Annotated in this window: 28 protein-coding genes and 1 other RNA gene; 18 read left to right on the top strand and 11 right to left on the bottom strand. The window is 67.9% G+C overall.

Features of this window, described 5'->3' with window-relative positions:
- Positions 1–147: 147 nt before the first annotated feature.
- Entirely contained in the window at positions 148–414 is a 267-nt protein-coding gene (locus tag BHE75_RS14600; RefSeq protein ID WP_015457514.1) for a succinate dehydrogenase assembly factor 2, read from the bottom strand.
- A gap of 82 nt (positions 415–496) precedes the next feature.
- Here BHE75_RS14600 and recG point away from each other — a divergent pair, with 82 nt between their 5' ends.
- Positions 497–2560, top strand: coding sequence for an ATP-dependent DNA helicase RecG (gene recG, locus BHE75_RS14595; RefSeq protein WP_070934306.1), 2064 nt, complete (start codon positions 497–499; stop codon positions 2558–2560).
- Positions 2561–2566: 6 nt separating this feature from the next.
- Here the strand turns inward: recG and BHE75_RS14590 are convergent, their stop codons facing one another.
- A complete protein-coding gene (locus BHE75_RS14590) occupies positions 2567–2899 on the bottom strand; it encodes a hypothetical protein (protein WP_015457512.1) in 333 nt (110 codons plus the stop codon).
- Between the two features lie 103 nt (positions 2900–3002).
- Positions 3003–4232 carry a tyrosine--tRNA ligase gene (tyrS, locus tag BHE75_RS14585; RefSeq protein WP_070934305.1) on the bottom strand — a complete coding sequence of 410 codons (1230 nt, stop codon included), beginning with the start codon at positions 4230–4232 and terminating at the stop codon, positions 3003–3005.
- 224 nt (positions 4233–4456) lie between these two features.
- On the opposite strand from tyrS, the gene BHE75_RS14580 reads away from it, so the two are divergent.
- The 4 genes from BHE75_RS14580 to BHE75_RS14565 all read left to right on the top strand — a co-directional run bounded on the left by BHE75_RS14580 (position 4457) and on the right by BHE75_RS14565 (position 7144).
- On the top strand, positions 4457–5185 hold the full coding sequence (locus tag BHE75_RS14580; protein ID WP_015457510.1) for an FkbM family methyltransferase: 729 nt from the start codon (positions 4457–4459) through the stop codon (positions 5183–5185).
- Positions 5186–5260: 75 nt separating this feature from the next.
- Positions 5261–5656 (top strand): hypothetical protein, encoded by a 396-nt coding sequence (locus BHE75_RS14575; protein WP_070934304.1) that lies wholly within the window; start codon positions 5261–5263, stop codon positions 5654–5656.
- The gene (locus BHE75_RS14570; protein WP_084653232.1) at positions 5653–6756 is read left to right on the top strand and encodes an anhydro-N-acetylmuramic acid kinase; all 1104 of its coding nucleotides are present in this window, start codon (positions 5653–5655) and stop codon (positions 6754–6756) included. Before BHE75_RS14575 ends, BHE75_RS14570 begins: the two co-directional genes overlap by 4 nt.
- Positions 6757–6772: 16 nt before the next feature.
- Entirely contained in the window at positions 6773–7144 is a 372-nt protein-coding gene (locus tag BHE75_RS14565) for a DUF4440 domain-containing protein (protein ID WP_070934303.1), read from the top strand.
- Between the two features lie 205 nt (positions 7145–7349).
- Here BHE75_RS14565 and BHE75_RS14560 read toward each other — a convergent pair whose 3' ends face one another.
- The 3 genes from BHE75_RS14560 to BHE75_RS14550 are packed head-to-tail and all read right to left on the bottom strand — an operon-like array spanning position 7350 to position 9831.
- Complete coding sequence (locus tag BHE75_RS14560) at positions 7350–7730, bottom strand: hypothetical protein (protein WP_084653518.1); 381 nt, start codon at positions 7728–7730, stop codon at positions 7350–7352.
- A gap of 16 nt (positions 7731–7746) precedes the next feature.
- Positions 7747–8925, bottom strand: coding sequence for a vWA domain-containing protein (locus BHE75_RS14555; RefSeq protein WP_070934301.1), 1179 nt, complete (start codon positions 8923–8925; stop codon positions 7747–7749).
- 3 nt (positions 8926–8928) lie between these two features.
- Positions 8929–9831, bottom strand: coding sequence for a DUF817 domain-containing protein (locus BHE75_RS14550; RefSeq protein ID WP_254684461.1), 903 nt, complete (start codon positions 9829–9831; stop codon positions 8929–8931).
- A gap of 55 nt (positions 9832–9886) precedes the next feature.
- Between BHE75_RS14550 and BHE75_RS14545 the strand changes: the two genes are divergently transcribed.
- Both BHE75_RS14545 and BHE75_RS14540 read left to right on the top strand, forming a co-directional pair.
- Positions 9887–11341: a methyl-accepting chemotaxis protein gene (locus BHE75_RS14545; protein ID WP_254684460.1), complete on the top strand. Its 1455-nt coding sequence runs from the start codon at positions 9887–9889 to the stop codon at positions 11339–11341.
- Between the two features lie 82 nt (positions 11342–11423).
- Complete coding sequence (locus BHE75_RS14540) at positions 11424–13004, top strand: hypothetical protein (protein ID WP_084653230.1); 1581 nt, start codon at positions 11424–11426, stop codon at positions 13002–13004.
- 10 nt (positions 13005–13014) lie between these two features.
- Here BHE75_RS14540 and BHE75_RS14535 read toward each other — a convergent pair whose 3' ends face one another.
- Positions 13015–14565, bottom strand: coding sequence for a M20/M25/M40 family metallo-hydrolase (locus tag BHE75_RS14535; RefSeq protein WP_084653228.1), 1551 nt, complete (start codon positions 14563–14565; stop codon positions 13015–13017).
- A gap of 120 nt (positions 14566–14685) precedes the next feature.
- On the opposite strand from BHE75_RS14535, the gene BHE75_RS14530 reads away from it, so the two are divergent.
- Positions 14686–15831: an aspartyl/asparaginyl beta-hydroxylase domain-containing protein gene (locus BHE75_RS14530; RefSeq protein ID WP_254684459.1), complete on the top strand. Its 1146-nt coding sequence runs from the start codon at positions 14686–14688 to the stop codon at positions 15829–15831.
- A gap of 7 nt (positions 15832–15838) precedes the next feature.
- On the opposite strand, the gene BHE75_RS14525 is transcribed toward BHE75_RS14530, so the two are convergent.
- Entirely contained in the window at positions 15839–16966 is a 1128-nt protein-coding gene (locus BHE75_RS14525) for a hypothetical protein (protein ID WP_139181732.1), read from the bottom strand.
- A gap of 344 nt (positions 16967–17310) precedes the next feature.
- On the opposite strand from BHE75_RS14525, the gene BHE75_RS14520 reads away from it, so the two are divergent.
- The 10 genes from BHE75_RS14520 (at position 17311) to BHE75_RS23355 (ending at position 24731) form a co-directional block, all read left to right on the top strand.
- Positions 17311–18468, top strand: a complete 1158-nt coding sequence (locus tag BHE75_RS14520; RefSeq protein WP_015457494.1) for an OmpA family protein — start codon at positions 17311–17313, stop codon at positions 18466–18468.
- 75 nt (positions 18469–18543) lie between these two features.
- Positions 18544–18930, top strand: a complete 387-nt coding sequence (locus BHE75_RS14515; protein WP_070934299.1) for a DUF3597 domain-containing protein — start codon at positions 18544–18546, stop codon at positions 18928–18930.
- An 89-nt stretch (positions 18931–19019) separates the two neighbouring features.
- Positions 19020–19117, top strand: an RNA gene (gene ffs, locus BHE75_RS14510) — signal recognition particle sRNA small type.
- A gap of 94 nt (positions 19118–19211) precedes the next feature.
- The gene (locus tag BHE75_RS14505; protein ID WP_015457492.1) at positions 19212–19856 is read left to right on the top strand and encodes a glutathione S-transferase family protein; all 645 of its coding nucleotides are present in this window, start codon (positions 19212–19214) and stop codon (positions 19854–19856) included.
- Between the two features lie 41 nt (positions 19857–19897).
- On the top strand, positions 19898–21559 hold the full coding sequence (locus BHE75_RS14500; protein WP_070934298.1) for a DNA polymerase III subunit gamma/tau: 1662 nt from the start codon (positions 19898–19900) through the stop codon (positions 21557–21559).
- A 1-nt stretch (position 21560) separates the two neighbouring features.
- Positions 21561–21893, top strand: a complete 333-nt coding sequence (locus tag BHE75_RS14495; RefSeq protein ID WP_015457490.1) for a YbaB/EbfC family nucleoid-associated protein — start codon at positions 21561–21563, stop codon at positions 21891–21893.
- Positions 21894–22023: 130 nt separating this feature from the next.
- Positions 22024–22623, top strand: coding sequence for a TetR/AcrR family transcriptional regulator (locus tag BHE75_RS14490; protein ID WP_015457489.1), 600 nt, complete (start codon positions 22024–22026; stop codon positions 22621–22623).
- Positions 22624–22650: 27 nt separating this feature from the next.
- Entirely contained in the window at positions 22651–23010 is a 360-nt protein-coding gene (locus BHE75_RS14485) for an EthD domain-containing protein (RefSeq protein ID WP_070934297.1), read from the top strand.
- 42 nt (positions 23011–23052) lie between these two features.
- The gene (locus BHE75_RS14480) at positions 23053–23949 is read left to right on the top strand and encodes a crotonase/enoyl-CoA hydratase family protein (protein ID WP_015457487.1); all 897 of its coding nucleotides are present in this window, start codon (positions 23053–23055) and stop codon (positions 23947–23949) included.
- Positions 23950–24035: 86 nt separating this feature from the next.
- Positions 24036–24731: a DUF1294 domain-containing protein gene (locus tag BHE75_RS23355; RefSeq protein WP_084653225.1), complete on the top strand. Its 696-nt coding sequence runs from the start codon at positions 24036–24038 to the stop codon at positions 24729–24731.
- 4 nt (positions 24732–24735) lie between these two features.
- Here the strand turns inward: BHE75_RS23355 and BHE75_RS14470 are convergent, their stop codons facing one another.
- The 3 genes from BHE75_RS14470 to BHE75_RS14460 form a co-directional block, all read right to left on the bottom strand.
- Complete coding sequence (locus tag BHE75_RS14470; protein WP_070935924.1) at positions 24736–25788, bottom strand: YeiH family protein; 1053 nt, start codon at positions 25786–25788, stop codon at positions 24736–24738.
- A gap of 74 nt (positions 25789–25862) precedes the next feature.
- Positions 25863–26243 (bottom strand): PaaI family thioesterase, encoded by a 381-nt coding sequence (locus tag BHE75_RS14465; RefSeq protein WP_070935921.1) that lies wholly within the window; start codon positions 26241–26243, stop codon positions 25863–25865.
- Positions 26244–26248: 5 nt separating this feature from the next.
- Positions 26249–26692: a PaaI family thioesterase gene (locus BHE75_RS14460; protein ID WP_015457483.1), complete on the bottom strand. Its 444-nt coding sequence runs from the start codon at positions 26690–26692 to the stop codon at positions 26249–26251.
- Between the last annotated feature and the right edge of the window lie 39 nt (positions 26693–26731).

The following is a 26731-nucleotide window of genomic DNA, read 5'->3' as shown; positions in this document are numbered from 1 at the left end:
ATGGTCTATCCGTATCGTGCCGCGTCAGCCCCGCGAAGGCGGGAATCCGCTGACGCCGAGGTTCGACGCCGACGCTGCGATTTTCCCGGAGCCGTCGCGTCCATGGATTCCCGCCCTCGCGGGAATGGCGAATGCCGGATCCCGCCGTCACTTCTCCACCGGGATATAATCCAGCTGCCGCAGCCGATCCATCATCGGCCCCTGCCATTGCGGCGGAACCGGCTGGCTGCCGAGCGCCCAGGCCATGATATCCACGTCCTGCTCCTCCAGCAGCGTTTCGAACCAGTCGATCTCGGCATCGGACCAGCCGGCCGCCAACTGATCGAAATAACCGCCGACCAGCAGATCGGCCTCCTTGGTGCCGCGATGCCAGGCGCGGAAGCGCAGGCGCTTGAGGCGGGTGTCTCGATCCATGGACTTGGCTTCCGTGCAATGGGCATCCGGCCCGCGGGCGCTGGCGCACCTGCCGGCTGGAGGATATGGGTTGTCCTCTACTATGCGCCCCGACATTCTCAACCCGTTGTTCGCCGAAGTGGAAGCGTTGAAGGGCGTAGGCCCCGCGCTGATGAAACCGTTGCGCAAGCTCGGCCTGGAACGCGCGGTGGACATATTGTTCCACCTTCCCGTCACCTGGATCGATCGCAAGGCGGTGCCGCTGCTCGATCCGCAGGATGCCGGCAAGGTGATCGTGGTGGAGGTGACGCCGGCCGATTATCGCGCCACCGGCTCCGCCCGCGCGCCCTTCCGGGTCCAGGCGCAGGATCGCGCGGGCCAGCGGATCAGCTTGGTCTATTTCGGGCGCAATTCGGGCTGGGCGCGCAAATTGTTCCCGCTGGGCGAGCCGCGCACCATTTCCGGCAAGCTGGAGCTTTACGGGCAGGAGATGCAGATGATCCACCCGGATCATGTGATCGCGCCCGGCGAGCCGGTGGACCTGCCGGCGCGCGAGCCGGTCTATCGCCTGTCCGAAGGGCTGGCCAACCGGCGGATGGGGCAATTGGCGGAGCAGGCGCTGAGCCGCGCGCCCGACCTTGCCGAATGGATCGAGCCGGGGCTGCTGGCCCGGCGGCAATGGCCCGGCTGGCGCGAGGCGCTGGCCCGCGTCCACGCCGACCCCGCCGATACGCTGGCGCGCGAACGGCTGGCCTATGACGAGATCTTCGCCAACCAGCTCGCCCTGATGCTGGTGCGCGCCTCCTCCCGCCGCCGCCGGGGGCTGCCGCTGGTGGGGGACGGGCGGCTGCGGGCGGCGCTGAAGCTGCCTTATGCCCCGACCGGCGCGCAGCGGCGGACGATCGCGGAGATAGAGGGCGACCTGGCCCAGGCCACGCCGATGGTGCGGCTGCTGCAGGGCGATGTCGGCGCCGGTAAGACGCTGGTGGCACTGATGGCGCTGCTGGCGGCGGTGGAGGCGGGAACCCAGGGCGCGCTGCTCGCCCCGACCGAGATATTGGCGCGGCAGCATTATGAGACGCTGAGCCGCCAGCTCGCCGGCCTTCCCGTCAACGTCGCGATCCTGACCGGGCGGGAAAAGGGCCGCGCCCGCGAAAGCGTGCTGATGGGGCTGGCGGACGGATCGATCCATATCCTGATCGGCACGCATGCGATCTTCCAGCAGGGCGTGAGCTACAAGCGCCTCGGCCTCGCAGTGATCGACGAGCAGCATCGCTTCGGCGTCGCCCAGCGGATGATGCTGGCGGCCAAGGCGGAGGTGCCGCCGCATCTGCTGGTGATGACGGCCACGCCGATCCCGCGCACGCTGACGCTGAGCCATTATGGCGAGATGGATGTCAGCCGGCTCGACGAGATGCCGCCCGGCCGCCAGCCGATCGAGACGCGGGTGATGTCCGACGCGCGGCTGGACGAGATCGTCGATGCGCTCGGCCGCCACATGGCGGGCGGCGGCCAGGCCTATTGGGTCTGCCCGCTGGTCGAGGAGAGCGAAATATCCGACCAGGCGGCGGCCGAGGCGCGCGCGGCGGACCTCAGGCAGCGCTTCGGCGATCGGGTGGGGCTGGTGCACGGCCGGATGAAGGGGCCGGAGAAGGATGCGGTGATGGCCGCCTTCCAGCGCGGCGACATCGGCGTGCTGGTGGCCACCACCGTGATCGAGGTGGGCGTGGACGTGCCGAACGCCACGCTGATCGTGATCGAGGGCGCGGACAGGTTCGGCCTGGCCCAGCTCCACCAGCTTCGCGGCCGGGTGGGGCGCGGGGAGGGGCGGTCCATCTGCCTGCTGCTGCGCGGCCGCACGCCGGGCGAGACGGCGCGCGCGCGGCTGGCCCTGATGCGCGAGACCAATGACGGCTTCCGCATCGCCGAGGAGGACCTGAAGCTGCGCGGCGCCGGCGAGATATTGGGCACGCGGCAATCGGGCGAGGCGGAGATGCGGCTGGCCGATCCCGAGCAGGTTTCCCAGCTTATCGATACCGCCACGGCGGACGCGCGCCTGCTGGTGGATCGCGACGGCGGGCTGGAAGGCGATCGCGGCCGCGCGGCGCGGGTGGCGCTTTACCTTTTCGAGCGGGATGCGGCGGTGGGGCTGCTGCGATCGGGCTGAGGCGGATCAGCCTTCGGGATTATCCAGCGTTTCAAAGAGGATGCGATATTCCTCCGCATCCATGGCGGGGCGGAATTCCGCGCCGATGCGATTGCCGAGCGCCCAGGCGACGCGGGCGCGCCGTTCGCTGCCGTCCGGCAGGCGGATATCGACGCTGGCTTCCTGCGCGACGATGGCGGCCATGCGCGCCATGAAGCCGAAGCGGGAGATGTTGATGATTTCCGCCGGGATTTCCTGCGATCCGGGCAGGCGGATGGTGGTGCGCAGGAACACATCGTCGCGCGCGACGCGGCGTTTCTCCACTTCGAAGAGATGACGCGCGAGTCCCTGTGAAGCCATGACACCTGCCCCGGAAATACAGGCTTCAAGCTGAACCCCGGCGGTTAATCACCCGACAACGCAGGTGGTTAATGCGACGAAGCGAGGGAAGCGCGCCTTCCCTTCAGCCTGCCGTCAGGACGCCATGATGCTTCTTGCCGGAGGAGATGCGCACCGGATCGGCCCCGACCGAGACGACGAGCGCCTCGTCCGTCACCTTCTCGCCATCCACGCGTGCGCCGCCGCCCTTGATGAGGCGGCGGGCCTCGCCCTTGGAGGCGGCGAGGCCGAGCCCGACCAGCGCATCGACGATCGCGATCGATCCGCCCGCCACCGCGAAGCTGGGGAGCGCATCGCCGGCGGCCCCTTCCTCGAAGGTGCGGCGCGCGGTTTCGGCGGCCTGCGCCGCGGCCTCGGCCCCCCGACACAAGGCGGTCGCGGCATTGGCGAGGACGATCTTGGCCTCGTTGATCTCGGCGCCCCGGAGCGCGGCCAGCCGGTCGATCTCGTCGAGCGGCAGATCGGTGAACAGGCGCAGGCGGGAGGCGACATCGCGATCGTCGGTATTCCGCCAGAACTGCCAGTAATCGAAATGGGAAAGCTGATCCTCGTTCAGCCACACGGCGCCGCCCACCGTCTTGCCCATCTTGGTGCCATCGGCATTGGTGAGGAGCGGGGTGGTAAGGCCGAAGACCTGGGTGCCGTCCACGCGGCGGGCAAGCTCCACCCCGTTGACGATATTGCCCCACTGATCGGACCCGCCCATCTGCAAGCGGCAGCCGACGCGGCGCGAAAGCTCCAGGAAATCATAGGCCTGGAGGATCATGTAATTGAATTCGAGGAAGCTGAGCGACTGTTCGCGATCGAGCCTGAGCTTGACGGAATCGAAGCTGAGCATCCGGTTGACCGAGAAATGCTGGCCGATGTCCCGCAGGAAGGGGATATATTCCAGCCGGTCCAGCCATTCGGCATTGTCGACCATGATCGCGTCGCTCGGGCCGTCGCCGAAGGTGAGGAAGCGTTCGAACACGCGCCGGATCGACGCGACATTGGCGGCGATCGTCTCGGTCGTCAGCAGGCTGCGCGCCTCGTCCTTGAAGCTGGGATCGCCGATCTTGCCGGTGCCGCCGCCCATCACCACGATGGGCTTATGGCCCGCGCGCTGCAACTGGCGCAGCATCATGATCGAGACGAGATGGCCGACATGCAGCGACGGCGCCGTCGGATCGAAGCCGATATAGCCCGGCACGATCTGGTGCGCGGCAAGGGCATCGAGCCCCGCCGCGTCGGTGAGCTGGTGGATGTAGCCCCGGCTATCGAGGAGGCGCAGCAGATCGGAAGCATATTCGGTCATGGCGCGCGGGCATCTAGCACGCGAAAATGGCCGAGGGTAGCGCCAAGAGCGGCTTCGCCGTCCTGCCCGCGCCGCCGCCCGCGCGACGGGATACTATCCGAAAGGGGTAATTCAGAAGAGGGGATATTCGGCCGGCGGATATCGTTGTGAATTATCGCCCACCGCTCCGCATCGTCCGGATGGGACGGTGCGTCCTGTTCCGCAAATCATGGCCGAGGAAGCCGATGCTGAAGCGTATTGCCGCCAGCCTGGGGCACAGGGCGATCGCCGCCGGGGCGCATGTGCCGGACGTCGCCTCGTTCCGCGCCTTCGACCAGCAGGCGCGGACGATGCGGCTGATCCGCAAGCTGGACATCAACCTGGTGCTGGACGTGGGGGCCAATCGCGGCTTCTGGTCCCAGCATCTGCGCCAGTCCGGCTATACGGGCGCGATCATGACGTTCGAGCCGCTGGCCGCCAACGCGCCCGCCATCGCCGCCAAGCGGAACGGCGATCCGAACTGGCACGCCATGGCCTGCGCGCTGGGGAAGGAAGACGGCACCGCCGACTTCAACATGATCGTGACCGGCGAGGATGACGAGACGGTGCTCAGCTCCTTCCTGCCGCTGAAGGGCAAGGGATCGCGCACGCAGGTGGAAACGGTGGAGGTGAAGCGGCTGGACGGCTTCCTGCCGATGATCCGCGAGATCGTGCCCGACGCGCGCATCTTCCTGAAGATGGACACGCAGGGGTTCGACGCCAATGTGGTGGCCGGCGCCGGCGCGCTGATCGATCAGGTGCGGCTGCTCCAGTCCGAGGTATCGGTGGTGCCGCTCTATGAAGGCATGGTCCATTATACCGATTCGCTGAGCGAATATGAGAAATTGGGCTTCCGGCTGGCCGACCTGTTCGTCGTCAACCGCATGCCCGACGGCACCGTGCTGGAATATGATTGCCTGATGATGCGCGGCTGATCTTCCCGCTTTCCAGGGTTCCGGGGTTTCGGATTGACGCCCGAGACCCGATATCGTCCATGATCGACGCGGATCATGGAGCGGGAGCAGGACGTGCTGGGCGAATGGGTGGCGAGGGCGCGGAGCTGGACCTGGCGGGACGTGGCGGATGCCGCGCTCACCATCGCGCTGGCGCCCGTCGCCATTCCCATCGCGCTGATCGTCAGGCTGACCGAACGGCCGATGGAGCGTTCCGCCGAGGAGGTGGCCCATTATCTGCGCGCGGCCTTTGCCGGCGAGGATGCGCAGGGCTGGGACTGGGCCGATTTCATCGGCATCCGCATCGCCGATCGCGAGCTTGAGGATATCCGCGCGCGCGCCGCCAGGCTCGCCTTGCCGCTGACGGCGGAGGGTGCGATGGAGATGCGTTTCCTGCTGGCCCGCGCCGAACGCGCGGCCCGGCGCGACCATCCGGAGAGGTTCGATTCATGAGCGATGTCGTGCTGGCGGTCGGCCTGATGTCCGGCACGTCGCTGGATGGCGTGGACGCGGCGCTGATCGAGACGGACGGCGAGGCGCATGTCCGGCCGCTGGCCTTCCGGGGGGAGCCTTATTCCGAAGCGGCGCGCGCCACCCTGCGCGCGGCGACCGAACTGGCCCTCGCTTTCGACAGCCCGCGCTCCAATCCCGAGATACTGGCGGCGGAGGATCTCGTCACCCGCAGCCATATATTGGCGGTGCGCAAGCTGCTGGTCGATGCGCAGATATCGCCGGCGGACGTGGCGGTGATCGGCTTCCACGGCCAGACGATCGCCCACCGGCCCGATCGCGGCTGGACCTGGCAGATAGGCGACGGGCCGGCCATGGCGGCGGCGCTGGGCATCAGCGTGGTGAACGACCTGCGCAGCGCCGATGTCGCGGCCGGCGGGCAGGGGGCGCCGCTGCTTCCGGTCTATCACCGCGCGCTGGCCGCCGGGGAGACCAAGCCGCTGGCGATCCTGAACCTGGGCGGCGTCGGCAACATCACCTGGATTGGCGAGGCGGAAGATGACCTGATCGCCTTCGACACCGGCCCGGCCAACGGCCTGATCGACGACTGGATGGAACGCCATGCCGGGCGGCCCTATGACGAGAACGGGGCCTTCGCCGCGACCGGCCGGGTGGACGAGGCGGTGCTGAAGGGCATGCTCGCCAATCCCTGGTTCGACCAGCCGCCGCCCAAGTCACTCGATCGATCGGATTTCGCGCTGGATGCCGTGGCGGGGCTCTCGCCGGCCGATGGCGCCACCACGCTGACCGCCTTCACCGCGCTCACCGTCGAGCGCGGGCTGCGGTTGCTGCCGTCGGCGCCGAAGCGGCTGATCGTGGCCGGCGGCGGGCGCCACAATGCCACGCTGATGGCGATGCTGGGCGAGGCCTGCGGATTGAGGCCCGAGCCGATCGAGGCGCTCGGCTGGAACGGCGACGCCACCGAGGCGGAAGGCTTCGCCTATATGGCGGTGCGCAGCCTGAAGGGACGGCCGATCAGCTTCCCGGGCACCACCGGCGCGCCTGAAGCGTTGGCCGGAGGCGTGCTGCACAAGGCGGCATAAAAAAGGAGGTGGCGCCATGGACGCGGCGCTGGCCGGCTTCACCGAGGCGATGGACCGTTGCTGGCTGGAGCAAAGGTTCGGCGATCTGGCGGCCTATCTTGCCGAGGACGTCGTGATGGTCGCGCCGGGCGGATCGCAGAGGATATCGGGGCTGGACGCAGCCATCGAAAGCTATCGCGCTTTCATGCGCCGTTCCGAGATACGGGCGTTCCGGGCCTTCGATCATATCGTCACCGAACGCGGCCCGGCGGCCGTGATCGAATATGGCTGGCACATGGCCTGGGCCGATGGCGACGGCGAGCATGAGGCGAACGGCCGCGAGATTCTGGCGCTGGCCCGGCGCGACGCCGGGTGGCGCGTGATCTGGCGCATGCAGCTTACGGCTTGAGGCGGATGGAGAAGCAGGGCGCGGGCGACGCCCAGAAAGCTTCGTCGTTCCGAACTTGATCCGGGGGGCATCTCGCGACGAATGCCNGAGCCGGGACCTTCGACCTCGGGCGCTTGTCGCACGGTGGACCCCGGACCAAATCCGGGGTGACGTGAAGGATGAATGTCAGGCCGCTGCCGGGCGGCTTCCGATCCGGTATTGGCGGTTATTTCCGCGCGGCGGCGGGCTGGGCAGGCGGCACCCGGCATGCCGGCAGTTTCAGCGTCGCGGCCTCCTTGCAGTCGCGGACCTGCACCGTGCCGTCGGGGCCGATATAGACGGCCTTGTCGCCGTCCGGATTGCAGCGCGCCACCCACATCACCAGATTCTTATATTGCTGCTGTTTCGCGCTCCATTCCACGCGCTTGCAATATTGCCCCGAATCCAGGATCGCGCGGCGGAGCGCCGCATGGCGCTGCAATTCGCTGAGGCTGGCCAGGCGATCGCTGAAGGCGTTGGGCGGCGTCTTGATCTGCTGCTGCGCGGCCGCGGGGGCGGCGATCGCGCCGATCATGGCGATCAGCAGCGGCAGGCGGGCGATGGTCATCTTGGGCTCCATGAATTCAGAATTTGCGGCTGAGCGCCCGCATCGCATCGTCCAGCCCCTCGAGGGTGAGGGGATACATGCGGTCGCCCATCAGCTCGCGGAGGATGCGGGTGGACTGGGAATAGCCCCAATGTTCCTCGGGCGTCGGGTTCAGCCACGCGGCGGCGGGATAGGTGTTGGTGATGCGGTGCATCCACACATGTCCCGCCTCCTCGTTATAATGCTCCACCGATCCACCGGGATGGGTGATCTCATAAGGGCTCATCGCCGCGTCGCCGACGAAGACCAGCTTATAATCATGCCCATATTTGTGGAGGATATCCCAGGTCGGAATCCGTTCCGCGAAGCGACGGCGGTTGTCCTTCCACACGCCTTCATACAGGCAGTTGTGGAAGTAGAAGAATTCCAGATTCTTGAATTCGGCGGTGGCGGCGGAGAACAGCTCCTCGCACAGCTTGATATGCAGGTCCATCGATCCGCCGACGTCCAGGAACAGCAGCAGCTTCACCGCATTGTGCCGTTCGGGCCGCATCTGCACGTCCAGCCAGCCCTTGCGCGCGGTGCCGTTGATCGTGGCGTCGAGGTCGAGCTCGTCGGCGGCGCCCTCCCGCGCGAAGCGGCGCAGCCGGCGCAGCGCCACCTTGATGTTGCGGGTGCCAAGCTCGCGTGTGGAATCGAGGTTGCGGAACTCGCGCTTGTCCCACACCTTCACCGCGCGCTTGTGCCGGCTCTCGCCGCCGATGCGCACGCCTTCGGGATTGTAGCCGCTATTGCCGTAGGGGGAGGTGCCGCCGGTGCCGATCCACTTGCTGCCGCCCTGGTGCCGGCCCTCCTGCTCCTCGAGCCGCTTCTTCAGCGTCTCCATAATCTCTTCCCAGGAACCGAGCGACTTGATCTCCTCCATCTGCTCGGGCGTCAGATAAAGATCGGCGACCTTGCGCAGCCATTCCTCGGGCAGCTCGGCCTCGGCGGTGCCATATCCGCCCTCTATGCCCTTGAAGACCTTGGCGAACACCTGGTCGAACCGATCGAGCAGCCCTTCGTCCTTCACGAAGACGGCGCGGGCCAGATAATAGAATTCCTCCGGCCGCCGCGCGATCACGTCGCGCTCCAGCGCCTCGAGCAGCACCAGATGCTCCTTGATCGAGGCCGGAATGCCGGCGGAGCGCAGCTCATCCAGGAAAGAGAAGAACATGCCCTAGCCTTGCCGCGCCCGTGGCCGATGGACAAGCGAAACGAGCACGAAGCTGATGATCATCAGCAGATACCATGCGCCAAGCTTGGCAGGGGACACCATCGTCCAGCCTCCTGCCTGATCGGGATAAACCCAGGCGCGGCTGAAGGTTGCCAGATTTTCCGCGAACCAGATGAACAAGGCGGCCAGCAAGAAACCGACGAGCAGGGGCATCGGTCGCGCGGCGCGATGCGGGGTGAACCAGATCATGGTTCGGCCGAAGATCAGCGCCGTGGCTGCGAACAGGGCGAGCCGGATATCCGGCAGCCAATGGTGGGTGAAGAAGTTGGCATATATCGCCCCCGCCAGCGCGATCGTCTGCCATCGTGGCGGATAATGATCGAAGCTGAAATCGAATATGCGCCAGATGCGGGCGATATAGCTGCCGACCGCCGCATACATGAAGCCGGAAAACAGGGGAACTCCGCCGATCCGCAGAAAGCTGGTTTCGGGATAGGTCCATGATCCGGCGGTCGTCTTGAACAATTCCATGACGGTGCCGACGACGTGAAAAGCGAGGATCACCTTCGCCTCTTCCAGATTTTCAAGGCGCAGCGCGAGCATGCCGATCTGGATGAGGATGGCCGCGATGGTCAGAAAGTCGTATCGCGCGATCGGGGCGTGATCCGGATAGAACAGATGGGTGCCCAACAGCAGCGCGAGCAGAAGCCCGCCGAAAAGGCAGGCCCAGCCTTGCTTGAAGCCGAACAGCAGGAATTCGTAGACGTGAGCCGGCCATCCCCGGCGCGGCTCGATCCGTTCCAGCCGGAGCCGGATCTGCGCGAAACGCGTGGCTCCGCGCCCGGACGGGGCAGCATCGAGTGGATGTAAAGGGGTTTCGGAAGGGTGATCGGGCAGGTCGGCCATTCGCTTTCCTATCGCCCAAATCGCACGCTGGGCCAGAATTTACCGCAATTTTACCATGGCCATCGATAGGTCGCCGCACTGCATCAACGGATGCGGCATCCGGGGCGTGGGGGCCAAATTGCTGGCGAGGCTGGGGACGGACGAGCATCTGGCGCGGCTGGGCGAGCGGTGCGGCGATTTTGCGTTGCAGTGCAGCGACGTCGCGGGCTTCGTCGCCCAGGTCAACCAGCGGATCGAGGACGATCATGGCCGGCTGGAATCGTTGCGCGCCAGCGTCGCCCGGCTCAACGCCTCGCAGCAGGAGGCCGATGACGCCGCCGTCGAGATCCGCCGCGTCGCCCGGCACGCGACCGACCTGATCCGCACCAGCCATGATGACGCGGTGGCGGCGCTCGACGAGATTGGCGGGCTGATCGATCATGTCGTGGCCGTGGGGGACGAGCTTGAGGGCTTCACCCGCGCCATCGAGCATGTGGCGGCGATTTCCGGCCAGCTCGACGCTATCGCCCGGCAGACGGGCATGCTGGCGATCAACGCGACGATCGAGGCGGCGCGCGCCGGCCATGCCGCGAGCGGCTTTGCCGCGGTGGCGGGCGAGGTGAAGCGGCTGGCCGGCAGCGCGCGCAGCGCCACGGCCGCCGTGCGGGACGGCATCGAACGGCTCGACGGCAGCGCGCGGCGCGTGATCGGGGGCATGCGATCGGGCACGGAGCGCGGCCGCGTCGCGCGCAGCCGCACGGGCGACATCAGCGGCGCGCTGCGGGCGATCGCCGCGCTGGTAACCCAGTTCGACGAGCGATCCGCCGCGATCGAGCGGGCCGGGCGCGAGGTTACGGGCCATGTCGCGACGCTGGATGCCGGGCTGGAGGATTTCCTGCTGCGCGGGACCGAGAATGCCAGCGCGCTCGCCCGCACTCGGCAGCGGCTGGACGAGCTGGAAGCGGCCTCCAACCGGATGCTGGATCAGGTGGCGCACAGCGGCATCGCCACGCCCGACCAGCCGTTCATCGCCATGGCGCGGGAGGCGGCGGCGGGCGTGGAGACCGCGATCGCGGCGGCGCTGGCGGAGGGCGCCCTGGCCGAGGCCGATCTTTTCGACACCGCTTATGCCGCGATCCCCGGCAGCGATCCGCCGCAATTCCTGACGCGCTTCGTGCCCTTCGCCGACGCCGCGATCCGCCCGCTGCTGGATGCGGCGACGGCCCGGCACTCCGCCATCGTCGGCTGCTGCCTGATCGATCGCAACGGCCACCTGCCCACGCATATCTCGACGCGGAGCCAGCCGCAGCGGGCCGGCGATCGCCGCTGGAACCTGGAGAATGCCCGCAACCGCCAGATCTTCATGGATCACCAGACGCGCGACGCGCTCGACCGCGAGGGCGACTGGTTCCTCTACACTTATCGGCAGGACCTGGGGGAGGGGCGTTATCGGCCGCTGCGCAGCGTGTTCGTGCCGCTGCGCTTCGCGGGCCGGCGCTGGGGCTGTTATGAGCTGGGCTATCTGATCTAGCGCCACCCCGAGATTATCGGCATCCTCATCCATCGGGCGTGACGGGCAAAAGCCGCATCGCGCGCCCGGGAGGGGGGCTGATATGCGCAAGCGCTGGATCGGGCTGGGCGTGCTGGGGGCGGCATTGGCCGCGCCATTCCTGTTTCTGGCGATCGCCAATCGCGAGCATGTGGCGGCGCGGCCCATCGCCGGGCAATCGACCGCGCCCGCCATCTGGGACAGCGCGTTCCAGCCCGCGCCGGTGCCGGGCTTCGTGCCGGCCCTGCCGGGGCTGCCGCCGCCCGGCCGATCGCCGATGCATGGCGATGGCTACCAATCCGATACCCATCCGGTGAGCGGGCCGTTCGGCCCCGGCCTCGAGGTGCGCACCCGCACCGCCGGCACATGGCTGCCACGGCTCTGCGCCACCTTCGTCTTCCGTTCGGACGGCAAGCCGGTGGCGATGTGCGGCGGCGTCACCGGCTTCCGCCTCGTCCTCCTCGATCCGGCGAGCCTGGACGCGCTCGCCACCTATGACCTGCCGATGCGGCCCAGCACCTTCCAGGCGCTGGTGCGGCGCGACATGGACGTGATCTTCGGGGATTCGTCGGGCGGGGCCTATCTGTTCCTCGACGACAAGGACCGGATCGTGCTGGCCGACAGCCGGCAGGTCATCCAGCGCATCGCCACCGTGCGCGACGGCAAGGGCTGGCGCTTCGTGCCCGAGAACCGCTGGGACATGACGCCGCACGTGCCGCACGACTGCCAGAATTACGACAATTGGTCCCCGTCCGGCGAATGCGACATGATAACCACCGTCATGCCGGGGCCGGACGGGCGGCTCTGGTGGGTGACGCGGCAGGGGCGGATCGGCACGCTCGATCCCGCGACCGGCAAGGTCGCGCAGACGCGGCTGGCGGGCGAGGAGATACAGAATGCCTTCGCGGTCGACGATCGCGCCGCCTATATCGTCAGCGATCACGCCCAATATGCGCTGGCCGCCGGCGCGGACGGCCGGCCGCGCATCCTCTGGCGCCATCCTTATGATCGCGGCGGCGGCCGCAAGGTGGGCAGCATCAACCAGGGCAGCGGAACGACGCCGACATTGATCGGCGATCGCTACGTCACCTTCGCGGACAATGCCGATCCGCGCATCAACATCGTCGTGCTGCGGCGGGGCGCGCTGAAGCCGGGGGAGGCGCGGGAGATATGCCGCGTGCCGGTCTTCACCCCCGGCGCCAGCGCCACGGACAATTCGATGATCGGCTGGGGACGATCGATCATCCTGGAAAACAATGCCGGCTTCTCCAACGGCTTCAGCCAGAAGGACTGGGGCGCGATCGAGGGCGGCATCGTCCGCGTCGATATCCGCGAGGACGAAAGCGGCTGCGATATCGTGTGGACATCGCCGCTGGTGTCGCCATCTGTGGTGCCCAAGCTCGCGACCGGGAACGGCATCGCCTATTTCTACGGCTTCGATCCCGCGCCCGGCGGCGGGCAGGACTGGTCGATCGTCGGCCTCGATTTCCGCACCGGCCGGCAGGTGGTGAAGATACCGACCGGCCATGGCGGCGCGTTCAACAATAATTGGGGATCGATCGCGCTGGCGCCGGACGGGACGCTCTACGTGGCCGCGATGCGCGGGCTGATCCAGGTGCGCCGCACCGGCCGGCCCGCGCATTGAGGCGGCGGGATCAGCCCACCGCCGCGATCTCGTAGAGGAAATCGACGAAGCCCATCGCCGCATCGTCCATGCCGGCGATCTTGGGGTTGGTGCTTTCGATCACGAAATATTCGTCCGGCGCATGCGCCCCGCTGCCATGGCCCAGGCCGAACTGGCCGGCGGGCAGGCCGACCGGCTGGCCGGTGAAGACCACGCCCGGCCACGACCCGGCAAGGCGGGGATAGACAGTGGTGGGCACCTTGTTGCGGGCATAGACCGCAAGCTCCGCCTTGACGAGCTTGCTGTCCTCGGCCGTCTCGGTCGGGTCGTAGCCGCCGGAAACCGCCATCTCGACATCCTGGAAGCCATGCTTGTCCAGATGGGCGCGGATCTTGGCGACGGCCTCGTCCTTGGTCTGGTTGGGCACGATGCGGCAATCGATCTTGGCGACGGCGCGGCCGGGAAGCACCGTCTTGCCGCCGGGGCCGGTATAGCCCGAAACCAGCCCTTCGATGTTGATCGTCGGCACGGCGGCAAGCCGCTCCAGCGCCTGCTGCCAGGGCAGGTCGCCGATCCAGCGCTCGACCCCCAGCGCGCGCTTGGCGTCCGCCTCGCTCATCGTCCGCCCGGCCTCGGCGATCAGCGCCTTCTCGCGCGCCGTCAGCGGGCGGACATTGTCCATATAACCGTCGACGACGGGCATGTTGCCGTCGGGCGTCACCAGCGTGGAGAGTGCGGCGACCAGCCGCCAGGCGGGGCTGTCCACGCGGGCCTTCTCGCTGGAATGGATGTCCCTGGCGGGGCCGCGCCCCCATTTTTCGCCGGAGGCGATCAGCTCGAACTCGATCACGCCCTTGGCGCCGAGGTTCACCGCCACGCCGCCGGTGCTGGGGCTTTGCCAGCCGGTCGGGATGATGACGCCGACGCATTTCTTCATCGCCGCCAGCACGTCCGGCCGGTGGACGATCTCGCTGAAATGGGGCGATCCGATCTCCTCCTCGCCCTCGGCGACGAGGACGAGGTTGACCGGCAGCTTGCGGCCGGCCGCGCGCAAGGCGTGGAGCGCGGCGAGGAAGGTCGCTTCCGGCCCCTTCTGGTTCACGGCGCCGCGGCCCATGATGACCTTGCCGAAGCCGGCCTTGTCGATCAGCCGCGCCTCCACCGGCGGCACCGACCATTCGGCGGGATCATATTGCTTCACGTCATACATGAAGTAGATGCCCATCCACTTTTTCGCGCCGGCATCGAGCGTGGCGAACACGCCGGGATGGCCGCTGGTGGGCACGCGCTCGACATGCTGGAAGCCGGCATCGCGGGCGAGCGCCATCATGTGCGCGCAGCCTTTTTCCATGTCGCGATTCTCGGCGGCGATGGAGGGGAGGCGTATCCAGTCCTGAAGGCGCTGCACGGCCTGATCGTGGCCGGCGGCCACCGCCTTGCGGATCGCCGCGAGATCGCCGCTTTCCGCGAGCGCCGCGCCGGGGGCGAACAGCGCCGCGCCCGCCGCCGCACCGCGCAGCACCGTGCGCCTATCCGCCAGATTCATCCGGCCGAGATGATCCGCCTGGAAGTCCTTCGCCATGACTCGCCCCCTCTTTTCAATGATTTCCGCATTAGATCGCGGATTTGGCGCGGCGGCAAGCGGCCGTTGCGTGTGGATCGGCGCGGATTATAGAGGGGCTTTCCGAACGGGGAGTGGGACGTGGCGTTCGACGCGGGGCAGGCGGATGCGATGATACGCGAGGGCGTGGCCGCGATGCAGCGGCGCGATGCCGCCACGGCGCGCCGGCTGTTCGAGGCGCTGGTCGATCCCAAAGCCGGCGTGGCGCCGCCCTGGCTGCTGCTGGCGCAGGCGTGCCGGCTGGGCGGCGACGATGCCGCCGAGGAATCCGCGATCGATCGCCTGCTGGCCGATCAGCCGAACAGCCTGCGCGGGCTGGTGATGAAGGGCGATTGTCGGGCGCGGGCGGGCGACGATCGCGCGGCTTCCGCCTTCTATACCCGCGCGCTGCAGACCGCGCCGCGCGACGGCAGCGTGCCCCCCGCGCTCGCGGCGGACCTGCGGCGGGTGGAGCAGGCGATCGAGGCGAACCGGCAGAGCTTCCAGGCGCACATGGAAGCGAAGCTGGCGCAGGTCCAGGGCATGCGGGCCGGGCGGCGCTTCGCCGAGGCGATGGATATCCTGTCGGGACGCCGGCAGGTCTATCTGCAGCAGCCCAACAGCTTCTATTTTCCCGGCCTGCCGCAAATCCAGTTCTACGAGCGCGAGCAGTTTCCGTGGGTTGCCGAACTGGAGGCGGCCGCGCCCGCCATCCGCGAGGAACTGATCGCCCTGATGGGGGACGAGGACAGCTTCGCGCCCTATATCCGCGCGCGGACCGACCGGCCGAACCCGCCGAACGTGCTGCTGGAAGATCCGAGCTGGGGGGCTGCCTATATCTGGAAGGAAGGCGCGCTCGTCCCCGAGATCGCGGAACGCTGCCCGCGCACCGTCGCGGCGCTGAGGGCGGCGCCGATGCCGGATATCCGGTCCCGATCGCCGATGGCGCTGTTCTCCCGCCTTCACCCCGGCACGCACATCCAGCCGCATAACGGCATGATCAACACCCGGCTGATCTGCCACCTGCCGCTGATCGTGCCGCCCGGCTGCGGCCTGCGCGTCGGCAACGAGACGCGGGAATGGGAAGAGGGCAGGATGCTGATCTTCGACGACAGCATCGAGCATGAAGCCTGGAACCGGGGCGACGAGACGCGCGTGGTGCTGCTGTTCGAGATCTGGCGGCCGGAAATCGACGCGGCCGAGCGCGAGGCGCTGACGGCCCTGTTCGAATCCATCGTGGATTATTGAGCCGCCTTCACGGCTCCGCGTCCATCGCCGCCACGGTTTCCGCCACGGTCACGAAGGGCGATGCGGTGGAATGGAGGACGAATTCGCCCACGGCCGCGCCGAATTGCGCGGGCGTCGGCTCGCCCGCGAAGAAGCGGGGGATGAGCAGGCTGGGCTCCGCGCCTCCCGGTTTTGCGCCGGAGGGCGGCTCGCTCTGGATCGTCACGGCGTAAACCGGGCCTGCGATCGAGAGCTTCCCGAAGGCGCTGTCGATCATGCCGGAAAGATTGTCCGGCAGGCGGACGGCGCGGAAGGTGCCGAGGTCCTTCACCTCCGCCACATAGAGGAGCGGCGGCTTGCGCGACTGGCGGATGGCGACGGCGCCGAGCGGCGGGACGGGCGCCTGCGCGATTTCCGGCAGCGATCGTTCGGCGGCGGGATCGAAGGGCAGCCGCTTGGCCAGCACGGCGGGCAGCATGCTTTCCACCATATGGCTGTCGAACGGCATCGCCCCGGTCGTGCGGCAGGCCGGCCCCTGGCAGGGGCCGTTGGCATCCAGGATCGTGCCCCAGGGCAATTGCCGCACGATCAGGTCGATCGCCTCCTCCTGCGAAGGATCGCGGACATGGGTGATCGTGGCGCGGACCTTGACCGTCCATGCGCCCAATTCGGCGAGATAGAGATAATCCATCACCGTCTGGGGGCCGATGCCGGTCTTGTAGGCGCCCTTGAAGGCCCGGAGCGCCACGGGCGAGGCGGAGGGGGCGGGGATGGCGAAGGGGCCGTCCGCCCATACGAAGGCCTTGGGCGATCGCGCGGCGATGGCGGCGAGCGCGCCTTTCAGCCCGTGCTGCGCGGGATCGCGCGGCCGATAGAGGAAGATGCTGAGCCGGGTGCGGGTATCGCCATCCTGCGCATCATAATTGAGGGCGACGTCGCTGCCGTCCGGCGTCAGGGCGAGCACGCGGCTGCGGTGGAAGATGCCGTAGGATGGCGGAAAGCTGGCACCCGTCGGCTTGTGCACCAGCGGCCCCGCGACATCGCCGCTCCACACCGCCGGATTGGCGCCTTCGATCGGCTGCGCCGTGGCGGCCGGAATGCCGGCGAAGTGCCATGCGGCGCCCAGCAGGCCCAGCCGGATGGCACGGAAAAGCAAGCGACCCTTCATCAGGCCAGTCTGGCAGATGCGCGCACGGGGCGAAAGCGGCGAGTCGCGCCTGGGAAAAACCGTTCCGCCGATAGGTCGCGACCGGTTTGTTTCGGTTTCGTGATGAAATGCTGCATTTGCACAATAATCGCCGCGCGAAAAAGGGCCACAACGCATATCGCGAGCCTTGGGTCCATATTGTATCGGGTGGAATGCTGTATTCGCGATCTAATGGTTCCATGTCGCGTCTGATCTTACAAAGGTCTTTCAATTTATGGCCATATGTGAATGATTATTGGGATGCGATGGCGGCATTGAGTCGCCATTGTTTTTCATGATTGGAGGGGACCGGTATGACCAACCTCGTCCAGATGGTGATCGGTGCTGTGTCACCGGACTTGATCTCCAGGATTTCCGGCTCGTTCGGCGAATCTCCCGAAACCACGACAAAGGGCCTCGCGGCCGTCATTCCCACGCTGTTCGCGGGCGCTCTCCAGCAAAGCTCCGCGCCGGGCGGGGCCGCGCGGATCACCGATCTCGTCAGCCAGTCGCTCAGCGGCGGCAACCCGCTCGACAATATCGGCGCGCTGGTGGGGGACGATACGGCGCGCGGATCGCTGCTCAACCAGGGCGGGCCGATGGTCGCCTCGCTGCTCGGCGGCAATGGCAGCGGCATCGCGAACATGCTGGCGTCGCTCGTCGGCGCGAAATCCGGCAGCATATCCAGCCTGCTGGCCCTGGCCGCGCCGCTGGTGATGGGGGCGATCGGCAAGAGCACCGGTCCCAATCCGTCGCCTTCCGCGGTGAAGGGGCTGCTGGAAGATCAGCGTTCGAACATCACCGGCGCGTTGCCGGCGGGGATCGGATCCTTGCTGGGGCTGGGCGGCGGTGCCGCGGCGCAGGCGGCCCATGTCGTCGACCATGGGGCGGAGGCGGCGGCCGGGGGCCTGCGCAAGCTCTGGCCGCTGCTGCTGGTGGCGCTGGCGCTGATCGCGCTCCTGTTCGGCATGAAGAGCTGCAACCGCAAGGCGCCGGAGGCAGCGCCCCCCGTCGCCTCCACGGCGGCGGTGGAAACGCTCACCCTGCCGGGCGGCGGCACGATATCCGTGGCGCCAGGGACGATCGGCCACAGCCTCGCGAAGTTCCTGGAATCGAGCGAGCCCGCGCCGAAGACCTTCGTGTTCGATAACCTGAACTTCGACACGGCATCCGATGCGCTGACGCCGGAAAGCCAGGCGACGGTCAACACCCTCGTCGCCATCCTGAAGGCCTATCCCAACGTTAACGCCGGGGTCGTCGGCTATACCGACAATACGGGCGATCCGGCCGCCAACAAGGCCCTGTCGCTGAAGCGGGCCACCACGGTCGCGCAGAGCATGATCGCGGGCGGCATCGACGCCGCCCGGCTGCAGACCGGCGGCATGGGCGAGGCCAATCCGATCGCCGACAACGGCACGGAGGAAGGCCGCGCCAAGAACCGGCGGACCGAGCTGGTCGTTACCAAGAAGTGAGGGATGGGGCGGGGCCTCTGCGCTCCGCCCCGCCTTTCGCGATCCGAAGGGGCGGGCTGGAAGGAGCATGCGGCGATGAGCATTTTCGGTTCGATCAAGGATGCCATTTTCGGTAAGGCGAAGGCCGATGCGCCATTGGCCCCGACCGTCCCGGTCGAACTTTCGCCCGTGCAGCCCGCCGCGCCGGCGGCGCCCGCACCGATCGAGGCGGTGGATGTCGAAAAGATACTGGACGGCCTTGTCGCGGCCAGCGGGCGCCCGTCCAACTGGCGGGTCTCGATCGTCGACCTGATGACGTTGCTCGGCCTCGATTCCAGCCTCGCCAACCGGCGGGAGCTGGCGCACGAGCTGGGCTATACCGGCGATACCAACGATACGGCGACGATGAACATCTGGCTGCACAAGCAGGTGATGCAGAAGCTGGCGGCCAATGGCGGCAAGGTGCCGGCCTCGCTGCAATGAAATGAGGCGGGCGGGGACGGTCCACCCGTCCTCCCGATCCGCGCGTCCGGCCATGGCTTGCGTTCGCCCGCGCCTTCGCCCATATGGCGCGCGGGAGTCGGGCGGACGGAGCCGTCGCCAACCCGGTCAGGTCCGGAAGGAAGCAGCCGCAACGATTTCGTTCCGGGTCGTTCCGGCTCCCACCCATCCTCCATCGCTTCAGAGCCTTGACCGCCGCGCCGTTGCCGCGCCGCGCGTGGCCGTGCTAGCCGCTCATCCATAGCAAAAGGGGGGGAGGGGGCATGCTGACGCTCTATGCCGCGCGCGGGGCCTGTTCGATCATTCCGCACATCGCGCTGGAGGAAGCGGGTGCCGCCTACCGGCTGCATTTCGTCGATTATGCCGGCGGCGAGAATCTGACCGGGGAATATCGGGCGATCAGCCCGCTGGGCCGCGTGCCTGCGCTGATGACCGAAGATGGGCCGCTGACCGAGAATGTGGCCATCCTCTCCTATATCGCGATGCGCTACCCCGAGGCGGCGTTGGCGCCGATTGGCGATGCGCTGGCCTTCGCTCGCGTGCAATCGTTCAACCTGTTCATCGCGACCAACATCCACGTCGCCTTCCGCCAGATCGCCTTCCCGGACGGCTATGCCGACGGCGATGCCGCCGCCGCGGCGCTGCGCGCGAAGGTGCCAGAGCTTGCCGATCGCTATTTCGCGCTGATCGAGGCGAAGCTGGCCGACGGGCGGCCCTATGTGCATGGCGACGCCTTCACCCTTTCCGACATCTATTTGTTCGCTTACGCCAATTATCTGCGGATGGGCGATCGCGGCGATCCCGCGCTGGTGCCCAACGTGATCGCGCACCGCACCCGCATCCGCGCCCGGCCCGCGGTGGAGCGGGTGCTCCGCGTCGAGGGGCTGGCGGAGGCGTGGGCCGGCTAGCAGCCCTTTCCCCTGGGCGGTTCAGCCACTAGGTTCGCCTTATGTCCGAATCCCCGCAGCCCTATCGCGTCCTCGCGCGCAAATATCGTCCGCAGCGCTTCGCTGATCTGATCGGCCAGGATGCGATGGTGCAGACGCTGGCCAATGCCATCCGGCGCGAACGGCTGGCCCATGCCTTCCTGCTGACCGGCGTGCGCGGGGTGGGCAAGACATCGACGGCGCGGCTGATCGCCAAGGCGCTCAACTGCATCGGCCCGGACGGGCAGGGCGGCCCCACCATCGATCCCTGCGGCGTGTGCGAGCCGTGCCGCGCGATCGCCGAGGGCCGGCATATCGACGTGATCGAGATCGACGCCGCCAGCCATAACGGCGTGGACGACGTGCGCGAGATCAGCGAGGCGGTGCGCTATGCGGCCGTATCCGCCCGCTACAAGATCTACATCATCGACGAGGTGCACATGCTGTCCAAGGCGGCGTTCAACGCCGTCCTGAAGACGCTGGAGGAGCCGCCGGCGCATGTGAAGTTCCTGCTCGCCACCACCGAGGTGCAGAAGATCCCGGTGACGGTGCTTTCCCGCTGCCAGCGCTTCGACCTGAAGCGCATTCCGGCGGAGGCGCTGGCCAGGCATTTCGCCCATGTCGTCGAGGCGGAGAAGGTGGAGGCAGAACCCGAGGCGCTGGCGCTGATCGCCCGCGCGGCGGAAGGCTCCGCGCGTGACGGCCTTTCCATCCTCGATCAGGCGATCGCCCATTCGGGCACGTCGGGCGAGGGCGCGCTGGTGACGGCGGCGCAGGTGCGCGACATGCTGGGCCTTTCCGATCGCGGCGCGGTGCGCCGGCTGTTCGGGCTGCTGCTGGCCGGCGACGCCCCCGGCGTGCTGGCGGCGGTGCGCGATCAATATGATCTGGGCGTGGAGCCGGCGACCCTGTTCGTCGGCCTGCTGGAGGCGGTGCACGGCGTGACCCGCGCCAAGGCGGGCGGCGGGCAGGACCCGGCGCTGTCGATGGAGGAGCGGGAGGCCCATGCGGAATGGGCGGCGCGGCTGGGCTTCGCCACGCTCCACCGGCTGTGGCAGTTGCTGCTGAAGGGCCATGCCGAGGTGCAGGCGGCCGCTCTGCCGATCGAGGCCGCCGAGATGGCGCTGCTGCGCGTCGTCCACGCCTCCACGCTGCCCGATCCGGGCGAGCTGGCGCGCCGGCTTGCCAATGGCGAGGCGGTTCCGGCGGCGGCGCAGGCTTCCGGCGGGCCGGCCCCGGCGGAAACCCAGCCGGCGCTGATGGCTGCCCCCCACCCGGCCCCCGAACCGCCTGCGCGGCCGGCCCCGCCGGCCAGCTTCGGGGCGCTGGTGGAGCTGGTGAACGGCCAGCGCCCGCTTTTGGGGCAGCAGCTTCACGATTTCGTGGGCCTCGTCCGCTATGCCCCGCCGGAGCTGGCGCTGCGGCCCAACCGGCCGCTGCCCGCCGATTTCATCCGCGACCTGACGACGCTGCTGAGGAACCTCTTCGCCGAGCCATGGAAGGTGGAGATCAGCGACGGGCCGGCCGAACCCAGCCTGCTCGACCAGCAGAAATCGGCCGAAAACGCCGCGCGCGACGCCATTCTGGCAACGCCGGTGGTGCGCGCCGCGTTCGAGGCGTTTGCGGATGCCGAATACGAAGGCTACACGCCGCCCGAAACAGCGGCCGAAGCCAGGAGCGCTTGAGATGGATATCGAGAAGATGATGAAGGCGGCGCAGGAAGCCGCCGAGAATATTCAGAAGCAGATGGGCGAGGCGCAGGCCAAGCTCGATACGATCGAGGTGGAAGGGGTTTCGGGCGGCGGCCTGGTGACGGTGCGCGCCACCGCCAAGGGCCGCATCCTGGGCGTATCGATCGATGAATCGCTGCTGGTGCCGTCCGAAAAGCAGATGGTGGAGGATCTCGTCGCCGCCGCCTTCAACGATGCGCGCGCCAAGGCCGATACCGCATCCAATGCGGAAATGAGCAAGATGGGCGCGGGCCTGCCGCTGCCGCCGGGGTTCAAGCTGCCGTTCTGACGGCGGACGGGTGGGCGGCCGGCCGTTCGGCCGCGCCGCCATTGACCTGAAAAATGAATCATGTTCATCATGCTTGGGAGAAGCGTCTCGCCAGGCAAGGCCCGCCACGGGGCCGATTTTCGAGGTGCCAATGCCCAGATTGAGCGAAGCCCGCCGCCAGGACCGCCACGATCTGCTGCTGGATGCGGCGACGATCCAGTTCGCCGAAAAGGGGTATGACGCGACCTCCATATCGGGCATCGCGCGGGCGGCGGGCGTTTCGGACGGGCTGATCTACCGTTATTTCGACGACAAGCGCGCGCTGCTGAGCGCCGTGCTGGAACGGCTGTTCGAACGGATCATCGAACGCACCGTCAGCGCCGTCCATGCGGTGACCGGCATCGAAAGGCGGCTGGAGCAGTTCATCGCGTCCCAGCTTTCGATCTTCCAGGAAGAGCCGGACCTCTGCCGGCTCTATATTCGCGAGCTGCGCAATTCCGGCAATTTCCGTGGCTCGCCGCTTTTCCACATGACGAAGCGCTACACCGACCTTCTCGTCCACGTCGTCGAGGAGGCCGTGGCTTCGGGTGAGGTCGAGGCGGATACCGACCCGCGCATGCTGCGCGACGTGATCTTCGGCGGCATCGAGCATATCGCCCTGCACCTGCTGGTGGGCGGGCAGCCGCTGGAAGTGCCGCAGACATCGAAGCGGCTGGCGCACATGTTCGTGCGGGGAATAGGCAAGCGCTGATTAAATATAAGAATGGGAGAGGGTTGGATGGCGTTCAAATCGATCGCGCTTCTGAAGAAGAAAGTGGGGCTCACCCGGCAGCAGTTCATCGATTATTACGAGAACAGCCACGCCCCGCTGATCGTGCGGCTGACGCCGGGCATCAAGGCCTATCACCGCAACTTCATCGACTGGAACGGCGCGTTCGAGGCGGCGGACGGATCGGAAACCAATTTCGATTGCGTGACGGAAGTGTGGTTCGAGGATCGCGCCGCTTACGATCGCGCGATGGCCGTGCTCACAAGCCCGGACGTCGCCCGGCAGGTTGCCGAGGATGAGGAGAATGTCTTCGATCGATCGAAGACGCGGATGTTCGTGGTGGACGAAGCCCGTTCGCGGATCGCCTGAATTCCCGTCGCCCGAGAGAAAGAAAAGCGGAAGGACGAGTGCATGGGCAATGCCACGCGCATCGACATCGCCGACGGCATATTGACGCTCACCCTGGCGCGGCCGGAAAAGCTGAACGCCTATAATCCCGAAATGCATGGCGAGATGATCGCCGCCTTCGATCGCGCCGATGCGGACGACGACGTCCGCGCCGTGATCGTCACCGGCGAGGGCCGGGCCTATTGCGCGGGCGCGGATCTGAGCGCCGGCGGCGCCACCTTCGATTATGGCGGCGGCAGCGAATGGCGCAGCGAGGAAACGCCCGTCGCGGCCGACGGCAGCGTCGATTATTCGCACCCCGCCATACGCGATGGCGGCGGCCTGCTGGCGCTGCGCATCTTCGCTTCGAAGAAGCCGGTGATCGGCGCGATCAACGGCGCGGCCGTGGGCGTGGGCGTGACGATGACCCTGCCGATGGACGTGCGGATCGCCAGCGACACGGCGCGCTTCGGCTTCGTCTTCGCGCGGCGCGGGATCGTGCCGGAAGCGGCGTCGAGCTGGTTCCTGCCGCGCATCGTCGGCATCTCCAACGCGCTCGACCTCTGTTTTTCGGGACGGATCATCGGCGCGGAGGAAGCGCGCGGCATCGGGCTGGTGCGGTCGGTGCACGCGGGGGACGACCTGCTGCCCGCCGCGCGCGCGATCGCGAAAAGCTACGTCGAAGGCACGGCGCCGGTATCGATCGCGCTGACCCGATCGATGCTGTGGCACATGCTCGGCGCGCCGCACCCGATGGAAGGCCACCGGCTGGACAGCCGGGCGATCTGGTCGCGCGGGGCATCGGCCGATGCCAGGGAGGGCGTGGAAAGCTTCCTCGAAAAGCGCGCGGCGACCTTCCCCGATCGCGTATCGCGGGACATGCCGCATTTCTCGCCCTGGATGGACGATCCGGCCTGGTAGGCGAACCGGTGGAAAAGGCGGGCCGTTGAGGGCGAGCGCAAAGCCATCCCCTTGTATTGGCGGCCGGTTTGGACTCAAAGGCCGGCATGTTCCCGTTGCTTGCCGTGGCGTCCTCCGCCGCCTTTCTCTGTGCGCATCCCACCCATCATGACGGCGACGGCATACGCTGCGGCGGCAAGGGGCGGTCGATGCGGCTTTATGCGATCGACGCGCCGGAAATGCCGGGATCGTGCCGGCCCGGACGGCGCTGCACGCCGGGCGATCCCTATGCATCGCGCGATCATCTGGCGGAGCTGACGGCCGGGCGGAAGGTGCTGTGCGAGGCGGTCGATCGCGATCATTATGGCCGCACCATCGCGCGCTGCACGGCGGACGGCGCCGACCTTTCCTGCGCGATGGTGCGCGACGGCTTTGCCGTCGAACGCTATGGCCGCCTGTCGTGCGGGGAGATGCCCGCGCCCGCGGAGCCGCCCCCCGCCGCGCCGCCGGCCCTGCGCTGGTGGATGGTGCCTGCCTATTTCCTGGTCATCAACCTGATGGCCTATATCGCCTTCCGGGATGACAAAAGGCGCGCGCGGCGCGGGGCGTTCCGCCGGTCGGAAGCCAATCTGCTGTGGCTGGCGGCGCTGGGCGGATCGCCGGGCGCGCTCGTGGCCCGGCAGCGCTTCCACCACAAGACGCGCAAGCAGCCCTTTTCCGCCTTGCTAGCGATGATCGTGATCGTCCAGGTCGGCGTGATCGCCGGGCTGGGCTGGCGCGCTGTCGAACGGCTGCTGGCCTGAGGGATCAGCCGACCAGCCAGAGCGCGGCGGCGATCGACAAGGCCAGCGCGGCGATCGTGGCGCCCGCGATCACCAGCAGCGGGCGGGCGCCGGCTTCCAGCAGGGTCTGCATCGGCGATCGGATGCCGGTGGCGGTGACCGCGCAGGCGAGGAGCGCGGAGGCGCCTTCCTGCGCGCCATGGCCGATCGCGGCGGGGATCATCCCGGTGGAATTGAGCGCGGCGAGCCCGAAGAAGCCGACCACGAACCAGGGAATGCCGGAAAAGCGCGCCTTGCGCCCACCTGTCGAAGGGAAGAACCAGCCGAGCCCGGCCAGCACCGGCGCCAGCAGCGCGACGCGGCTGAGCTTGACGATCGCGGCCGTCTGGCCGGCGGCGCCCGAATAGGAATAGCCGGCGCCCAGCGCCTGCGCGACATCGTGGATCGAGGCGCCGAGCATGAAGCCGGCGGCCGCATCGCCCATGCCCAATCGATGCGCGGCCAGCGGATAGGCCACCATGGCGAGCGAGCTTGCCGCCGAGATGCCGACCAGCACGAGGGCAAGCTGCGCCTGATTGGCCCTTTTCTCCCCCAGCACGGTGGCGATGGCGAGCGCGGCCGATGCCCCGCAGATCGCCACCGCGCCGCCGGCCAATGCGCCGAAGGCCGCGCCGAGGCCCAGCAGCCGCGCAAGCGCCACGCCGGAAAGCAGGGTCAGCACCAATATCGCCACGATCGCCAGCAGCGCGGCCGGGCCGAGATCGACGATCTGCCCCAGCGTCACCCGCGCGCCCACCAGCACGATGCCCCAGCGCAGCAGCGTGCGCGACGCGAAGGCCAGGCCGGCCGCGAGCCGGAGGTCCGCGCTCAGGAAGTTGAGCGCGAGGCCGACGAGCAGCGCCATCAGCGTCAGCGGCGCGCCATAGCGATCGGAGATCCATGCCGCGGCCAGCGTCGCCAATATCGCGACGATCAGGCCGGGGCCATAATCGCGCCAGCGGACGACGGGGGTGGATTCGAGATCGCCGTAAAGGTCGGCGGCAGCGGGAAGGGTGGGGCCGTCCTGCGTTTTCACCATCATTCTCGCTGGTTGGTGCGCTTGGGCCGATCCGCTAGCATGATTTGCGACGAGGCTCGACCTTCAAGGGCCGCTCAGCCGGCGCGGTCGAGCGACATGTTCATGCGCGCCGCCGCGATCGGACGGGCGGGATCGTCCTGCCATGCCTCGATCGCGACATTGGCGATGCGCTGGCCCACGCGCGTCACGCGGCCGCGCGCATAGGTATCCACCAGCCGCCCGCCGCGCATGAAATCGACGGTGACGTTGATCGGCTTCACCCGCGTGCTGCCATCCCCCAGCGATGCCTGCAGCGCGGCGATGCCGGCAATTTCCAGCAGGCCGCTGATCGCCCCGCCATGGAGGAAGCCGGGCCGGCCCAGCACCGCATCGCTGTTCGGCATCATCAGCAGCGGGCCTTCCGCGTCCATGATGAGCTTCAGGCCCAGGAAATCGGCATAAGGGGGCAGGGACATGGGCGTCATTCCCCATCCAGGAACATGAAGGTGCCGGCCACGTGGGCCACCGGATCGTTCGGATCGCCATCATGCGCCTGGCCGCGAACGAAGGCGATGCGCCGCGCGACGCGATAGCATTCGCCGCGCCCGAACACGGTGCGGCCCGGCGTGGCCGGACGCAGGTAATCCACCCGCATGTCCAGCGTCGCCTGCGGGCGGAATATGTCCGTCCGCACCCAGATCGCCAGGCTGGTCGCCATGTCCATCAGCGAGAAAATGGGCCCCGATGCCAGCACGCCCGTTTCGGTGTTGCCGATCAGCTTCTCGTCATAATCGAGCGCCAGCTCCACCCAGTCCGGGCCGTGCTGGACGAAGCGCGTGCCGAGCGCGCCATTATGGCCGTAGGATCGGAACGTATCGATGAAGGCGGCGGGATCGAACGATCGACCCGTGGGAAGCGTGGTCATGGCCCCGCGTTAGCCCGCCTTGACGTTCACGGCAACCAT

This window comes from Edaphosphingomonas haloaromaticamans (assembly GCF_001853345.1).
Classification (GTDB): domain Bacteria; phylum Pseudomonadota; class Alphaproteobacteria; order Sphingomonadales; family Sphingomonadaceae; genus Sphingomonas_E; species Sphingomonas_E fennica.
Note: the sequence above shows the minus strand (reverse complement) of the source record. Positions and strands in the feature narration are given on the sequence as shown.

Excerpts from the sequence above, each read along its gene's own strand:
- BHE75_RS14600 (WP_015457514.1), bottom strand. The coding sequence starts at position 414 with ATGGATCGAGACACCCGCCTCAAGCGCCTGCGCTTCCGCGCCTGGCAT.
- recG (WP_070934306.1), top strand. The coding sequence starts at position 497 with ATGCGCCCCGACATTCTCAACCCGTTGTTCGCCGAAGTGGAAGCGTTG.
- BHE75_RS14590 (WP_015457512.1), bottom strand. The coding sequence starts at position 2,899 with ATGGCTTCACAGGGACTCGCGCGTCATCTCTTCGAAGTGGAGAAACGC.
- tyrS (WP_070934305.1), bottom strand. The coding sequence starts at position 4,232 with ATGACCGAATATGCTTCCGATCTGCTGCGCCTCCTCGATAGCCGGGGC.
- BHE75_RS14580 (WP_015457510.1), top strand. The coding sequence starts at position 4,457 with ATGCTGAAGCGTATTGCCGCCAGCCTGGGGCACAGGGCGATCGCCGCC.
- BHE75_RS14575 (WP_070934304.1), top strand. The coding sequence starts at position 5,261 with ATGGAGCGGGAGCAGGACGTGCTGGGCGAATGGGTGGCGAGGGCGCGG.
- BHE75_RS14570 (WP_084653232.1), top strand. The coding sequence starts at position 5,653 with ATGAGCGATGTCGTGCTGGCGGTCGGCCTGATGTCCGGCACGTCGCTG.
- BHE75_RS14565 (WP_070934303.1), top strand. The coding sequence starts at position 6,773 with ATGGACGCGGCGCTGGCCGGCTTCACCGAGGCGATGGACCGTTGCTGG.
- BHE75_RS14560 (WP_084653518.1), bottom strand. The coding sequence starts at position 7,730 with ATGACCATCGCCCGCCTGCCGCTGCTGATCGCCATGATCGGCGCGATC.
- BHE75_RS14555 (WP_070934301.1), bottom strand. The coding sequence starts at position 8,925 with ATGTTCTTCTCTTTCCTGGATGAGCTGCGCTCCGCCGGCATTCCGGCC.
- BHE75_RS14550 (WP_254684461.1), bottom strand. The coding sequence starts at position 9,831 with ATGGCCGACCTGCCCGATCACCCTTCCGAAACCCCTTTACATCCACTC.
- BHE75_RS14545 (WP_254684460.1), top strand. The coding sequence starts at position 9,887 with ATGGCCATCGATAGGTCGCCGCACTGCATCAACGGATGCGGCATCCGG.
- BHE75_RS14540 (WP_084653230.1), top strand. The coding sequence starts at position 11,424 with ATGCGCAAGCGCTGGATCGGGCTGGGCGTGCTGGGGGCGGCATTGGCC.
- BHE75_RS14535 (WP_084653228.1), bottom strand. The coding sequence starts at position 14,565 with ATGGCGAAGGACTTCCAGGCGGATCATCTCGGCCGGATGAATCTGGCG.
- BHE75_RS14520 (WP_015457494.1), top strand. The coding sequence starts at position 17,311 with ATGACCAACCTCGTCCAGATGGTGATCGGTGCTGTGTCACCGGACTTG.
- BHE75_RS14515 (WP_070934299.1), top strand. The coding sequence starts at position 18,544 with ATGAGCATTTTCGGTTCGATCAAGGATGCCATTTTCGGTAAGGCGAAG.
- BHE75_RS14505 (WP_015457492.1), top strand. The coding sequence starts at position 19,212 with ATGCTGACGCTCTATGCCGCGCGCGGGGCCTGTTCGATCATTCCGCAC.
- BHE75_RS14500 (WP_070934298.1), top strand. The coding sequence starts at position 19,898 with ATGTCCGAATCCCCGCAGCCCTATCGCGTCCTCGCGCGCAAATATCGT.
- BHE75_RS14495 (WP_015457490.1), top strand. The coding sequence starts at position 21,561 with ATGGATATCGAGAAGATGATGAAGGCGGCGCAGGAAGCCGCCGAGAAT.
- BHE75_RS14490 (WP_015457489.1), top strand. The coding sequence starts at position 22,024 with ATGCCCAGATTGAGCGAAGCCCGCCGCCAGGACCGCCACGATCTGCTG.
- BHE75_RS14485 (WP_070934297.1), top strand. The coding sequence starts at position 22,651 with ATGGCGTTCAAATCGATCGCGCTTCTGAAGAAGAAAGTGGGGCTCACC.
- BHE75_RS14480 (WP_015457487.1), top strand. The coding sequence starts at position 23,053 with ATGGGCAATGCCACGCGCATCGACATCGCCGACGGCATATTGACGCTC.
- BHE75_RS23355 (WP_084653225.1), top strand. The coding sequence starts at position 24,036 with ATGTTCCCGTTGCTTGCCGTGGCGTCCTCCGCCGCCTTTCTCTGTGCG.
- BHE75_RS14470 (WP_070935924.1), bottom strand. The coding sequence starts at position 25,788 with ATGGTGAAAACGCAGGACGGCCCCACCCTTCCCGCTGCCGCCGACCTT.
- BHE75_RS14465 (WP_070935921.1), bottom strand. The coding sequence starts at position 26,243 with ATGTCCCTGCCCCCTTATGCCGATTTCCTGGGCCTGAAGCTCATCATG.
- BHE75_RS14460 (WP_015457483.1), bottom strand. The coding sequence starts at position 26,692 with ATGACCACGCTTCCCACGGGTCGATCGTTCGATCCCGCCGCCTTCATC.